We start from the raw sequence: 12,423 nt of genomic DNA, 5'->3' as shown, positions 1-12,423 counted from the left end.
GGGAACAACGGCGACCGGCGGGCAGTACGCTCGCCGGCCGCCGCTGTCAGGGTCGAACCAGACCGATCACCCGGAAGGGATCAGAACGCCTCCTCCGGGAGGTCCATGATGTCCAGGTCGGTGCCCTCGATGATCCGCCGGTCGGCGCCGATACGGGGCAGCACCTCCCGGGCGAAGAACCGGGCGGCGGCCACCTTGCCGGTGTAGAACGCCTTGTCGGCCGCGGAGACGTCGCCGGCCAGCGCCTTGAGTGCCACGTCGGCCTGCTTCTGCAGCAGCCAGCCGACGATCAGGTCGCCGACGGCGAGCAGGAAGCGACGGCTGCTCAGGCCCACCTTGTAGAGACTGCGGGCCTCGCCACCCTGGACCTCGCCCAGCCAGCCGGTCAGCACACCGAGGATGTTCTGGACTTCGGCGAGCGCCTTGCCCAGCGCCTGCCGCTCCTCCTTGAGCTGGCCGTTGCCGCCCTCGGTGGTGATGAACTCCTGGATCTCCCCGGCGACCGCCACCAGGGCCTTGCCGTTGTCCCGCACGATCTTGCGGAAGATCAGGTCGAGGCTCTGGATCGCCGTGGTGCCCTCGTACAAGGTGTCGATCTTGGCGTCCCGGACGTACTGCTCCAGCGGGTAGTCCTGCAGGAAGCCGGAACCGCCGAAGGTCTGCAGCGACTCATGACCCAGCAGCTCGTAGGCACGCTCCGAGCCGACGCCCTTGACCAGCGGCAGCAGGAAGTCGTTGACCCGCTTGGCCAGCTTGAGGGCCTTCTCGTCGCGGGCCGCCTCGGCGATGGCGACCTTGTCCTGCCAGGTGGCGGTGTAGCAGACCAACGCTCGCAGGCCCTCGGCGTACGACTTCTGCAGCATCAGCGACCGGCGTACGTCCGGGTGGTGGGTGATGGTGACCCGGGGGGCGGTCTTGTCGGCCTGCTGGATCAGGTCGGCGCCCTGCACCCGGTTCTTGGCGTACTCCAGGGCGTTCAGGTAGCCGGTGGAGAGGGTGGCGATCGCCTTGGTGCCGACCATCATCCGGGCGTACTCGATGATCATGAACATCTGCCGGATGCCGTCGTGCTTCTCACCCAGCAGCCAACCCTTGGCCGGCACGCCGTGCTCGCCGAAGGTCACCTCGCAGGTGTTGGAGACCTTCAGGCCCATCTTGTGCTCGACGTTGGTGGCGTAGACGCCGTTGCGCTCGCCCAACTCGCCGGTGTTCTCGTCGAAGTGGTACTTCGGCACCACGAAGAGCGACAGGCCCTTGGTGCCCGGGCCGCCGACGCCCTCGACACCGACCGGACGGGCCAGCACGTAGTGCACGATGTTCTCGCTCAGGTCGTGCTCACCGGAGGTGATGAAGCGCTTCACGCCCTCGATGTGCCAGGAGCCGTCCGGCTGCGGGACCGCGCGGGTACGACCGGCGCCCACGTCCGAGCCGGCGTCCGGCTCGGTGAGCACCATGGTGGAGCCCCACTGCTGGTCGATGAAGAGCCGGGCCCACTTCTTCTGCTGCTCGGTGCCCTCGACGTGCAGCACGTGCGCGAAGGACGGGCCGGAGGCGTACATCCAGATCGGGGCGTTGGCGCCGAGCACCATCTCGGCGAGAGACCACCACAGGGCGCGCGGCGCGTTGGTGCCGCCGAGGGCGTCGGGCAGGTCGAGCCGCCAGAACTCGGAGTCCATGAACGCCTGGTACGACTTCTTGAACGACTCGGGCAGCGGCGCGGTGTGCGTCGCGGGGTCGAACACCGGCGGGTTCCGGTCGCTGTCCGTGTAGCTGGCCGCGAGGTCCTCGCGGGCCAGGCGGTCGACCTCGGAGAGGAAGCTGCGGGCGGTGTCGACGTCCAGGTCCGTGTACGGCTCCTGACCGAACGTCCGGTCCGCCCCGAAGACCTCGAACAGGTTGAACTCGAGGTCCCGAAGGTTGCTCTTGTAGTGGGTCATGCTCGCTGGCCCCGCTTCCGGACAGGTAAGGTGTTACCGATCAGTAACCCCGACTGTATTACCAGCCGGTAGGCAACGACAAGCCCGCCCCCGGAAGTGACAGCTATCACACACGGCGTACGTCTGCCCCTGCCACGCGTCCCCCGACCATCGGGTCAGGCTTCGGTGGCACCCACTTCCCAACTCGGAACGGGGACGCTCGCGCCACTGCGCGGGCCGGTGTACTCCATCAGGACCAGGGCGATGTCGTCATCGAGCCGGTCCTGCACCCACTCCACCAGGGCGGTTTCCAACGAGGCCAACCCATCGCCGACCGTGCCGTGCCCGAGCAACCGCCAGGCCCGGTCCGCGGTCGGGAAGAACTCGCCGTCCCGGCGGGCCTCACCGAGCCCATCGGTGAACAGCAGCAGGCGGTCACCGGGTTCCAGTCGTTCCACCCGTGGCCGCACCATGGGCATGAAGCCGAGCGGCGGGGCGGGCGCGGGCGGCTCCAGCGGGATCACCGCACCACGACGCAGCAGCAGCGGCGCCGGGTGACCGCAGTTGACGATGGTCAACGTCCCACCGCGCTCCTCGACCAGCGCCGCGGTGACGAAGTCCTCGTCGCCGACGCTGCGGGCCACCGCCCGGTCCAGGTCGGACACCACCGCGCGAAGATCCGCCCGCTCGTACGCGACGTGCCGGTAGGAACCGAGCACGATGCTGGCCAACCGGACCGCGTCCAGCCCTTTGCCCCGGACGTCCCCGATGATCATCCGGACCCCGTACGGGGTGTCGATCGCCTCGTACAGGTCGCCGCCGATCTCCGCGGTGGCGGTCGAGGAGATGTAGCGCGCGGCCACCGCCAGGGTGCCCACCTGCGGGCCGAGGGGACGCAGTACGGCCTGCTGGGCCACCGCCGCGAGCCGGGACAGTTCGGCGATCTGCTCGGCCTGACGTTGGCGTACCGCCGCCACGCCGGCCGCGACCGCCCCGGACAACGCGATCCCACCGAGGCCGGCCCCGGTCACCATCGAGGCGCCCGGCTCCACCAGCGCGAAGCCCCCACCGAGCAGCAGCGCTACCAGCACCACCCCGAGCACCGCCCGCCAGGACGCGAACGCGGCGGCCAGCACGGGCGCGGCCACCATCAGCGGGAGACAGCGCACCTGCCGGCCGTCGGCGATCTCCATCGCGGCGACGATCGCGAGCAGGCCGAGGGCCGCGCCGACACCGGCGCGGGCCCCGGGACTCAGCGGGCCACGGCCCGACTGGAGAAGATGCGTGCGTACGACTGACAGCATGCCTGACAGACGGTGCCCGGTGAATGAACCTGGCCCCTTGTCCGATGGTTTTCCGCCTGTCCGGACGGCCATGGCGAGCCGACCGCCGTCAGCCGAGCACCTCGTACCGCACGGTCAGCGCGCCGACGTCGACCGAGGCGATCGCGGCGAACGCCGCCCGGGACAGGTCGAGGCAGCGGCCCTCGACGAACGGGCCACGGTCGTTGATCCGTACGGTCACCGATTTGCCGTTGGCGGGGTTGGTGACCCGGACCCTGGTGTCGAACGGCAGGGTCTTGTGCGCGGCGGTCATCGCGCTCGGGTCGAAGCTTTCGCCGTTGGCCGTCATCTGTCCCTCGTCGTAGAAGGACGCGCCGCAGGTGCCGGTGGAGACGACGGTGCTCGTCGGAGCCGCCTTCCTCGTCGTCGCGCTCGGCTTGGGCGCGGCGGTGCGGACCCTGCTCCGGGAGGCCGCCTGTGTCCGGGACGCCTCCGGACTGGCGGTCACCGTCGGCGAGGAGCTGGCGCTCGGGGTGACGCTCGGGCTCGGGCTCGGTGCGGTGGCGGTCGGGCTGGTCTGGACGACGCTCGGCGCCGGTTCGGCGACGGCGGGAGCCGGGGCCTCGGCGGAGGTCAGCTGGACGGCACCGACGGTGCCGCCGACGGCGAGCACGACGCCGACGGCCGCGGTGGCCGCGATGCCGGCCGGCGAGGAGAACGTTCGGGTACGGGAGTGCCTACCAGCCACCGGCCCGGTCCTTTCCTGAGCTAACAAACCGGTCGGACCGTAACGAGAGAAGCACTTCCGAAGTCAACGTGATCATGGTGGTATAAGGCGAATTACAATGATACGTGTAGCCGATCATCCGAGACACGCCCCGCCGGACGGGCCATAATGCCACCGATGGCATTTCCCGCCCCGGATGGGCCGCCCGCCCCTGACCTGCTCGGACGCCTCACCGACCAGTTCCGCTGGGTGGATCCGGGCCCCGGCAGCAGTCACCTGGTCAGTGACATCTCCCGTTGGTGGCGTGATCCGCAGGTGCTGGCGGCGCTCGGGCCGGCCCTGGTCGCACCGTTCCGGGACGCCCGGCCGACGGTCGTCGTCGCGCCGGCGGTCACCGGGCTGATGCTCGGCCCGCTCGCCGCCACCGCGCTCGGCGTCGGCTTCGTCCCGGTGCACAAGCCGGGTGACGGCCGGCTGCCGAGCGGGCCGCTGGTCTGGGCACAGAGCCCGCCGGACTTCCGGGGCCGCCGGGTCGACCTGGCGGTCCGGGAGCACCTGATCGGCCCGGACGACCGGGTGCTCATGGTGGACGACTGGGTCGCCACCGGCGCGCAGGCCTCCGCCGTACGGGAGATCTGCGCGACCCGGGGTGCCCACTGGCTCGGAGTCGCCGCGATCGTCGTGGACTGCCCGCCCGAGGTGGCCCACGAGCTGGGCGTGCGCGGGCTGCTCGACTCCGGCCGGCTGACCTGAGCGACGCCCGGCCGGCGGAACAGCCGGTGGGTGATCTCGCCAGGACGTGACGGCTGCTCCACCCCGCTCAGGCCGCCCGCAGCTGCGGCAGCAGCCGGGTCGCGACGTCGACCAGCACCGCCTCGTCGCCGGCGTACCAGCTACTGCCCCGGGGCCAGTGGGTGATCACGTCGGTGAAACCGAGGGCCGCCGCCCGGGCGACCTGATCGGCGAACAGGTCGGCACTGCTCAGCGAGAAGACCGGGGCCGAGTCCAGGGAGAGGTACCGGTCGAGGGTGGCCGGATCCCGACCGGCCACCGCCAGGGCACGGTCGAGGTGGGCGCAGAGTTCCGTGACCCCGTCCCACCAGCTCGTCAGGTCGTCCCCGCCGGTGCCGGTGGTGACCCAGCCCTGACCGAAGCGGGCGGCCAGCCGCATCGAGCGCGGCCCGTTCGCCGCGACCACGAAGGGCACCCGGGGCCGCTGCACGCAGCCGGGGTTGTTGCGGGCGTCGACCGCGCTGAACCAGTCGCCCCGCCAGGTGGTGCCGTCCTCGCGCAGGATCAGGTCGAGCAGTTCGGTGAACTCGCCGAAGCGGTCCACCCGCTGCCGGGGCGGCAGGGTCTCGCCGCCCAGCACGGTGGAGTCGAACCCGCTGCCGCCCGCGCCGAGCCCGAGCAGCATCCGGCCGGCGGAGATGTCGTCCAGGGCGGTGACCTGCCGGGCGAACGCGGCCGGATGCCGGAAGTTGGGCGAGGCGACCAGGGTGCCGAGCCGGATCCGTGCGGTCACCGTCGCGGCGGCGGTCAGCGTGGCCATGGAGTCGAACCAGGGGCCGTCGACCAGGTCGCGCCAGCCGAGGTGGTCGTACGTCCAGGCGTGGTCGAAGCCCCACCGCTCCGCCTGCCGCCACCGATGCTGCGTCTTCGACCAGCGCTGATCGGGCAGGATAACGACGCCAATCCGCATGATCGACAGGGTACGGCCCCGATCGGGACGAATCCGCGCCCACGCTCCGCGGAGACAGTGGACGGCCGACGCCGGCGCTACTACCGGCTCACCGTCGCGGGGCACGACGCGCTGACCGCCGAAGCCGCCCGGTGCGGTGGTCGACCAGCAGCACGCTGCCATCCTCCGCGTCCCGCATCAGGAAGTACGCGACCAGGTGCCGCGACGGGGTGCGTAGCTTCACCCGACGGAAGACGTCCTCGGTGCGCCCGAGCCAGTCGAGGCAGTCGCGCGATACTCGTCCGAAGGTGTGATCGACGCGATCAGCGCCCGGATCTCCGTCAGCACCGGAGCATCCGGTCAGGCCTCACCCGCCGAGCGGCTTGACCCAGCGCGACCACTCGGCCTGCCGCTCGTACCCGAAGGCCCACCAGGCGCGATGGGCCGGCTCGTTGTCGTCCAGCACCATCGCGTCGGCCCGGCCGCCGCCCAACCGCCGGAACCGTTCCTCGGCCGCGTCGACCAGCACCCGACTGATGCCCCGCCGTCGCTGCGACGGCGCGACGGCGAGCCGGTAGAGGTGGCAGCGCCACCCGTCCCACCCGGCGATCACGCTGCCGACCAGCACCGGCCCATCCTCGGCGAGGAGCAGGGCATCCGGGTCACGGTCGATCAGCGCCGCGACGGCCGACCGGTCGTCGGCCGGTCGCTGGGCGTTCTCGGCGGCGATCTGCCAGAAGGCGAGGACGGCGGGAATGTCAGCGAGGGTAGCCGGGCGCACGGTCAGGACGGACACGGTCAAAGGCTATCCGGGCGGGCGAGGAACCCGAATCGAACCTCCACAGCCGTCGACCCGTGGCCCGCTCGACGGTCCGGTAGGGGTGGCCCGATGGCGGGAAACCGAAGAGTGCCAGCAGCGGGTGGGTGCGCGCCGGCCAGCGAGAAAGGCCGGCGCGCACCTCGCTCAGCAGCAACTCGACGCGGCTCCGCTGGTGGCCGGTTCCCTGTCGGCGGCCGGGGTGCAGCAGGCGCTCTCGACCGCCTTCTCCAGCTGCGCGGAGTCGGCCTTGACGGTGTAGACCTCCCACGGCTCATTGCCGGGGCCGCGTACCCAGACCTTGTCCTGGAGGGCGTAGCAGCACTCGGTCTCCTTCTCCTCCATGGTGATCAGACCCGCGTCGGCGAGCCGCGTCGCGGCTGCGGTCACCTCGTCGGTGCTGAACACCTCGACGCCCAGGTGGTCCATGACGGTGGGCTGGTGGGGTTCGCCTTCGAGCAGGACGAGTTTCAGCGGCGGGTTCTCGATGGCGAAGTTGGCGTAGCCGGGACGGCGCTTGGCCGGTTCGACGCCGAACAGGCTGGTGTAGAAGGCCACGGAGGCTTCGAGGTCGGAGACGCGCAGGGCGAGTTGGACGCGGGACATGATCGTTCCTCCGGATTCGTTCGACGGCACATGCCGTCGAGCTGCGCGGCGGACGGTGACGCGGCAGCACGCCACGTCCACCACTGTCTAGATGGGTTTCGAAACAAGCCCTCCGTACGTTGCACCCTGTTTTGACATCTGTCAAGCTAGACGTATGTCGAATCAGTCGCTGCCGGTGATCGACCTCAACGCCGTGGCCTGCTGCTCCCCGCTCACGGTCCGCCCGATGGACCCGAACCAGGCGACAGCGGTGGCACCCATGTTCAAGGCACTCGGCGACCCCGTCCGGCTGCGACTGATGTCAATGATCGCGTCGGTGCCGGAGATGTGCGTCTGCGACCTGACCCCGGCGTTCGACCTGTCCGGGCCAACCATCTCCCACCACCTCAAGGTGCTGCGGGAAGCCGGCCTGGTCGACTCCGAGCGGCGCGGGACCTGGGTCTGGTACCGGGTGAAGCCGGAGGCGTTGCGGCAACTCGGCGCGCTGCTGGACATCCCCGCCAGCCGGTCCGGGTGAGCCCGGTCCGACGGTCCCGCCCGGGCCTTGTGAGAACTTCGCCGGTGGCCTGGCTGAACACCCACCCTCCGTCACCGCCGAGAGTGTGCTTGCGCGGTCCCTACGGATCAGAGCCCGTCGGTCATCTCGGGCCACAGACGCCGTTTCGCCACGCCCAGGCGGCGATCTCGACGCGGTTGCGGGCGGCGAGTTTGCGCTGCACGTTCGCCAGGTGTGTCTTGACCGTCGACAGGGTGACGTAGAGCTGCCTGGCGATCTCGTCGTTGGTGTGCCCGTGCGCCACCAACTGCACCACCGCGCGCTCCCGCTCGGTGAGGGGTTCCACGGGCGGTGCTTCGGGTTCGGCCGGCGTGGCGGCGCGGCGCGGCGCCAGGTGGGCCAGCAGCCGCACGGTCACGGCTGGCGAGATCAGCGTGGTGCCGGCGGCGGCCGCGCGTACCGCCTCCACCAGCAACGTGGGCGAGGTGTCCTTGAGCAGGAAGCCGCAGGCACCTTGGCGTAGCGCCCGGTACACATACTCGTCGAGGTCGAAGGTGGTGACGATGAGGACGTTGAGCGGGTTGCGTACCCCCGGCCCGGCCAGCAGCCGGGTCGCCTCGAGGCCGTCGAGTTTCGGCATCCGGACGTCCAGCAGGCACACGTCGGGGCGTAACCGGCGGGCCTGCTCCACGGCGTCCTCACCGTCCGCCGCCTCGGCCACCACCTCCATGTCCGGTTGCGTGCCGAGGATCATGCGGAAGGCCGTACGGATCATGTCCTGGTCGTCGGCCAGCAGAAGCCGGATGGTCATCGGAGTCCTTCGCCGCGAGTCCCGGCCCGGGGCCGGTGCCGGATGAGTGATCGCAGGCGACCGGCGCAGGCTCGTGCGGTGACCGGCAGGACGGCGGTGACCTGCCAGCCCGACGCGACCGGTCCGGCCGAGAGTTCGCCACCCGCAGCCTGTACGCGTTCGCTGAGCCCGGTCAGGCCAAAACCACCGGCCGGCAGGGGCGACGACACCGCCGGCCCGCTGTCGTTGCGGACCGACACCTCCGCGAGGTCGGAGGCATCCGGGACCATCCGGATCCGGATCTCTGTCCGGGTGGTCCCGGAGGTGTGGCGCAGGACGTTGGTCAGCGCTTCCAGCACAGTGTGATACGCCGCGTCGAGGCTCGCGGCGGGCAGCGGCCGGCCGGCCAGTGCGCCATCGACGGAAACCATCGGTGCTGGGCATCCGGACGGTAGGGCGGCGACGACGGCCGTGAGCATCTCGTCGAGGGTGCGGTGGACGGGCGCGGCCACCGGGAGGTCGTCACGCAGGACGCCGACGAGCGTACGCATCGACACGAGCGCCTGGGCGCCGGCGTCTTCGACACCCGCCAGCAGGGTGTCCAGGTCGCCGGGCGAGGGCGTGGCGCCGGAGCCGGTGACGAACCGGATTGCCCGGGTCTGGGCGACGATCGCGGCAACGTGATGGGCGACGTAGTCGTGCAGGTCGCGGGCGTAGTCCAGGCGTTCCGCCTGCCGAGTCAGCCGATCCCTGTCCGCCCTTCGGCGTTCCAGCAGGCGCAGATACAGTCCGAGCACTGCCAGGAACACCAGCCACCCGGTCAGCATGGTGACCATCAGGCCCGCGGCCCCACCGCCGTTCGGTGCTATCGCCCACGAGTTGGCCGGGTGCAGCAGCGCCCGAATCGGGAGCAGCCCGATCGCGAGGATCGTCAGGGCGGCGGGCACCGCCGCGCGCCGCAGCCGGTGCTGCATGACCAGCCGGAGCACCACGAACGACAGTGCGCCGAACTCCACGAGGCCGAAGGTGTGCTCCGGGCGCAGCGCCGGCACGAGACCGCAGGCGACGGAAACCGTGATCGACACGGTCGCGGCCACACCGACCCCGGCGGGGCGGGCCTCGACCAGCAACAGTACGGCGACGGCGAGGAGGCCGCTGACGATCATGCCGAGCCTGGCCGGCAGTACGGGGGCGTCCAACCCTTCGAAGACGACCAGGGCCATCGCCACAATGACGAACCCGCCATTGGTCACCCGCTGCGGCCACCGGAGACCCGCCAAGACGATCAACACAGAGGGCTTCGGTAGGACACTCGCACCCGGGCGGCCTCATTCTTTCGGCCGAGACGCCGCCGCGCCGCTCGGCGGCACGGCCGAGGCGCGTCTCGGTGCCGAGAACGCAGCATCAGATCCGCACCGAATCGATGAGCGGAGACGATCATGGCTACCAAAATACGGGCTCGTGGCCTGCGGGTCAGAGCGGGCCGCCAGATGGCGGTCGATGGCGTCGACCTGAGGCTCGGCGCAGGCGTGCACGGCCTGCTCGGCCCGAACGGTGCCGGCAAGACCACTCTGATCCGGGCTCTGGCCACCGTGCTGCGCCCGCACGAGGGCCAGCTTGAGTTACTCGGACAGCCGATGGACAGGCGGCCCGACCAGCGCGCGGTGCGACGAAACCTGGGCTACCTGCCGCAGGAGTTCGGCTACCACCCGCGATTCACGGTGACTGAGTTCGTCGAGTACATGGCGTGGCTCAAAGAGGTGCCCGGCACAGGGCGCCGGCGTGCCGTGCGGCGGGCGATCGAGCGGGTCGGGTTGGCCGACCGCGCCGGCTCACAGCTTCGCGTGCTCTCCGGTGGCATGCTGCGTCGCGCCGGCATCGCCCAAGCCATCGTCAACGACCCGGAGCTGCTGCTCCTCGACGAGCCCACCGTGGGACTCGATCCGCAGCAACGACTCGACTTCCGGGCGCTGCTGCGGGAGCTGGGGGAGCGGTCCTGCGTGCTCGTCTCGACACACCTCGTCGAGGACGTAGCCGCGGCGTGCACGAGCGTCGTGCTCATCAACGCCGGCAGGGTCGTGTTCCACGGCACGCCGGAGGAGGTCGCGGCCTCCGGCGATCACGACGACGCCGGTGACAGCCCCATCGAACGCGGCTACTCCGCGCTGCTCACCCGGCACCAGGCCGGATCGGCGGTGGCCCGATGAGCAGCGCCATCCGGATCGAACTGCGCCGCTCCACCGCGCCTCTGGCCGGTGCCGCGATCGCCGCACTCGGTGTGGCGGGCCTCTACGTCCTCGCGCTCACCGGGCAAACCGGCCTGTGGGACCAGCAGTGGAACCTGCTCGCCGTGTTCCAGCGGATCATGCTGGTGATCCTCTGGCCGCTGGCACTGGCTGCCGGCGCCTGGCAGGCCGGCCGGGACCGGCGCGACCGGATGGAGGAACTGCTCGGCACGACACCGGTGTCCCCGTCGCGGCGGATGCCGCCGTCCGCCATGGCGCTGGCCCTCTGCCTCAGCGGTGGCTACCTGGTCGTGCTGGGCGCCGGGGCACCGATGGTCGCTGCTGCCACCGACCACCTCGGCGGCGGATGGCCGGCCGTGACCGCCGTCGGCGTGCTGGCCCTGGTCGCTGCGGGTTGGCTCGGCCTCGGCCTCGGCCGGCTCCTGCCGTACGCGTACACCCCAGCCGTGCTCGGCGTCGGCGGCCTCGGGGCGTTGCTCGCCGTGATCGAGGCGACCAAATACACCGACGCCACCCGGCCCGATCCGGCCCTGTTCGCGCCCAACCTCGTCACCACGATCTCCGATTTCCAGACGGTCGCCGGTTCGGTCAGCGCGGGTCAGGCGCTGTGGCTCGGCGGGCTGGCCGGAGGGGGACTGATGCTCTACCTCGCGACGAGTCGGCTCGCCCGGCTGCTTGCCGTCGTCCCGCCCGCGCTCGGCCTGGCGTTGGCCGCACCGATGCTGACCGTCGGCCCCGGCACAGCCTTCCCGGTCGACCCGGCAGCGGTCGTCGAGGTCTGCACCCGCGACACTGGTCCACGGGTCTGCGTCACCGCGGCACACAGCAAAAGACTGCCCGGTTTCGTCGCCCCTGCCCGGGAAGCCCTGCGCCTGCTCGGGAAACTGCCGAACCCGCCCACCTCGGTCCACGAGGCGGCTGCGGACCGCGGTTACCCGCAACCGTCTGCCGAGGCCTGGCTGGACAGCGACAACCTCGTACAGACCCGCGATCCGGAGGAGCTCACTGCCCGGATCCTGGCCGGTGCCGGCACGCGGATCTGCCACCGAACAGCCCCGGATGGCACGTACCCCAACGTCTGGCACGTCCGCGCCGTGGCGGCGGCCTGGCTGTACGGCAGCTACCCGCCACCCGGCCAGGGCTTCGTCGGATCCGATGAGGTCCGCGACGAGATGTGGAAGGCGTTCACCGCGTTGCCCGCCGACGAGCGGGCACGCCGGATCACCGCGGTTCGCGCCGCCGGCCTGACCTGCGGCGATGTTGCCGCGGCCCTGGGAGTAGGAGCAGGCCGGTGACGACGCTTCTGCTGTACCTGCGCTCCCGGCAGGTGCCGGGCGGGGTGCTGTGCGGGGTGACGGCCATGGCCGCCGTCGCGTGGCTCGGCACCGGGCACGCCGACCCACAGCGGGCCGTGGTGGCCGCCGCTCTGGCCCTGGCGCTGGGCATCGCCATCCTTGGTCACGGCCTAGCGGGGGCGGACAGCACCCTGGACGCGACCGCGGCGCTGCGTTGGGCACCCCGCCGCGCGGTGCACCTGACGGCGATCACCGTGCTCGCGGCCGTCGTGGTGACGGCCGTGACGACCGCGCCGGCCGGGGTCGTGCTGCGCGGCGCGGCAGGCTTCACCGGCGTCGCCGCTCTGGCGGCGGCGCTGTTCGGCCGGAAACTGGCCTGGACTCTGCCGGTCGTGACAGGTTGTCTGTCCGCCGGCATCCCAGCGACGCCAGAGCCGTTCGCTCTGCACCTGCTCACCTGGGCCGGGCAACCGCCGGACAGCCCGGCGGCTGCCACGGCGGCGGTAGTCCTCGCGGTGACCGGCGCGGCCGGATACGTGATCCGCGGCCCCCGCCGGATCAGCTGA

At 71.3% G+C, this 12,423-nt stretch carries 14 protein-coding genes; 5 read left to right on the top strand and 9 right to left on the bottom strand.

From position 1 onward, the window contains the following. Positions 1-80 precede the first annotated feature (80 nt). The 3 genes from E1182_RS05965 to E1182_RS05955 form a co-directional block, all read right to left on the bottom strand. On the bottom strand, positions 81-1,937 hold the full coding sequence (locus E1182_RS05965; RefSeq protein WP_132261719.1) for an acyl-CoA dehydrogenase: 1,857 nt from the start codon (positions 1,935-1,937) through the stop codon (positions 81-83). A gap of 155 nt (positions 1,938-2,092) precedes the next feature. Continuing rightward, the gene (locus E1182_RS05960) at positions 2,093-3,220 is read right to left on the bottom strand and encodes a PP2C family protein-serine/threonine phosphatase (protein WP_132261717.1); all 1,128 of its coding nucleotides are present in this window, start codon (positions 3,218-3,220) and stop codon (positions 2,093-2,095) included. Between the two features lie 88 nt (positions 3,221-3,308). Continuing rightward, the gene (locus E1182_RS05955; protein ID WP_132261714.1) at positions 3,309-3,947 is read right to left on the bottom strand and encodes a septal ring lytic transglycosylase RlpA family protein; all 639 of its coding nucleotides are present in this window, start codon (positions 3,945-3,947) and stop codon (positions 3,309-3,311) included. A 156-nt stretch (positions 3,948-4,103) separates the two neighbouring features. Between E1182_RS05955 and E1182_RS05950 the strand changes: the two genes are divergently transcribed. Then, entirely contained in the window at positions 4,104-4,679 is a 576-nt protein-coding gene (locus tag E1182_RS05950; protein ID WP_132261712.1) for a phosphoribosyltransferase, read from the top strand. Positions 4,680-4,746: 67 nt separating this feature from the next. Here the strand turns inward: E1182_RS05950 and E1182_RS05945 are convergent, their stop codons facing one another. The 4 genes from E1182_RS05945 to E1182_RS05935 form a co-directional block, all read right to left on the bottom strand. Beyond that, complete coding sequence (locus tag E1182_RS05945; protein ID WP_132261710.1) at positions 4,747-5,628, bottom strand: LLM class flavin-dependent oxidoreductase; 882 nt, start codon at positions 5,626-5,628, stop codon at positions 4,747-4,749. Positions 5,629-5,716: 88 nt separating this feature from the next. Further along, positions 5,717-5,851 (bottom strand): hypothetical protein, encoded by a 135-nt coding sequence (locus E1182_RS32685; protein WP_256370814.1) that lies wholly within the window; start codon positions 5,849-5,851, stop codon positions 5,717-5,719. Between the two features lie 123 nt (positions 5,852-5,974). Beyond that, entirely contained in the window at positions 5,975-6,403 is a 429-nt protein-coding gene (locus E1182_RS05940; protein WP_132261708.1) for a GNAT family N-acetyltransferase, read from the bottom strand. 168 nt (positions 6,404-6,571) lie between these two features. Then, a complete protein-coding gene (locus E1182_RS05935) occupies positions 6,572-7,030 on the bottom strand; it encodes an ArsI/CadI family heavy metal resistance metalloenzyme (protein ID WP_132261706.1) in 459 nt (152 codons plus the stop codon). A 154-nt stretch (positions 7,031-7,184) separates the two neighbouring features. Here E1182_RS05935 and E1182_RS05930 point away from each other — a divergent pair, with 154 nt between their 5' ends. Next, on the top strand, positions 7,185-7,547 hold the full coding sequence (locus E1182_RS05930; RefSeq protein ID WP_132261704.1) for a helix-turn-helix transcriptional regulator: 363 nt from the start codon (positions 7,185-7,187) through the stop codon (positions 7,545-7,547). 121 nt (positions 7,548-7,668) lie between these two features. On the opposite strand, the gene E1182_RS05925 is transcribed toward E1182_RS05930, so the two are convergent. Further along, positions 7,669-8,337 carry a response regulator transcription factor gene (locus tag E1182_RS05925; protein ID WP_132261702.1) on the bottom strand — a complete coding sequence of 223 codons (669 nt, stop codon included), beginning with the start codon at positions 8,335-8,337 and terminating at the stop codon, positions 7,669-7,671. Continuing rightward, positions 8,334-9,569 carry a sensor histidine kinase gene (locus E1182_RS05920; protein WP_132261700.1) on the bottom strand — a complete coding sequence of 412 codons (1,236 nt, stop codon included), beginning with the start codon at positions 9,567-9,569 and terminating at the stop codon, positions 8,334-8,336. The genes E1182_RS05925 and E1182_RS05920 overlap by 4 nt, the downstream gene beginning before the upstream one ends. Positions 9,570-9,755: 186 nt before the next feature. Between E1182_RS05920 and E1182_RS05915 the strand changes: the two genes are divergently transcribed. Genes E1182_RS05915 through E1182_RS05905 form a run of 3 tightly spaced genes read left to right on the top strand, consistent with a single transcriptional unit; the run spans position 9,756 to position 12,423 of the window. Then, the gene (locus E1182_RS05915; protein ID WP_132261698.1) at positions 9,756-10,523 is read left to right on the top strand and encodes an ABC transporter ATP-binding protein; all 768 of its coding nucleotides are present in this window, start codon (positions 9,756-9,758) and stop codon (positions 10,521-10,523) included. After that, positions 10,520-11,857 (top strand): hypothetical protein, encoded by a 1,338-nt coding sequence (locus tag E1182_RS05910; RefSeq protein WP_132261696.1) that lies wholly within the window; start codon positions 10,520-10,522, stop codon positions 11,855-11,857. Before E1182_RS05915 ends, E1182_RS05910 begins: the two co-directional genes overlap by 4 nt. Continuing rightward, on the top strand, positions 11,854-12,423 hold the full coding sequence (locus E1182_RS05905) for a hypothetical protein (protein ID WP_132261694.1): 570 nt from the start codon (positions 11,854-11,856) through the stop codon (positions 12,421-12,423). The genes E1182_RS05910 and E1182_RS05905 overlap by 4 nt, the downstream gene beginning before the upstream one ends.

Origin of the sequence: Micromonospora sp. KC721 (assembly GCF_004348355.1) — a bacterium.
Taxonomy (GTDB): Bacteria; Actinomycetota; Actinomycetes; order Mycobacteriales; family Micromonosporaceae; genus Micromonospora.
Note: the sequence above shows the minus strand (reverse complement) of the source record. Positions and strands in the feature narration are given on the sequence as shown.

Bases quoted from the DNA above. Each gene is read 5' to 3' on its own strand.
- E1182_RS05945 (WP_132261710.1), bottom strand. From the start codon at position 5,628: ATGCGGATTGGCGTCGTTATCCTGCCCGATCAGCGCTGGTCGAAGACG.
- E1182_RS05930 (WP_132261704.1), top strand. From the start codon at position 7,185: ATGTCGAATCAGTCGCTGCCGGTGATCGACCTCAACGCCGTGGCCTGC.
- E1182_RS05965 (WP_132261719.1), bottom strand. From the start codon at position 1,937: ATGACCCACTACAAGAGCAACCTTCGGGACCTCGAGTTCAACCTGTTC.
- E1182_RS05950 (WP_132261712.1), top strand. From the start codon at position 4,104: ATGGCATTTCCCGCCCCGGATGGGCCGCCCGCCCCTGACCTGCTCGGA.
- E1182_RS05910 (WP_132261696.1), top strand. From the start codon at position 10,520: ATGAGCAGCGCCATCCGGATCGAACTGCGCCGCTCCACCGCGCCTCTG.
- E1182_RS05960 (WP_132261717.1), bottom strand. From the start codon at position 3,220: ATGCTGTCAGTCGTACGCACGCATCTTCTCCAGTCGGGCCGTGGCCCG.
- E1182_RS05925 (WP_132261702.1), bottom strand. From the start codon at position 8,337: ATGACCATCCGGCTTCTGCTGGCCGACGACCAGGACATGATCCGTACG.
- E1182_RS05935 (WP_132261706.1), bottom strand. From the start codon at position 7,030: ATGTCCCGCGTCCAACTCGCCCTGCGCGTCTCCGACCTCGAAGCCTCC.
- E1182_RS05915 (WP_132261698.1), top strand. From the start codon at position 9,756: ATGGCTACCAAAATACGGGCTCGTGGCCTGCGGGTCAGAGCGGGCCGC.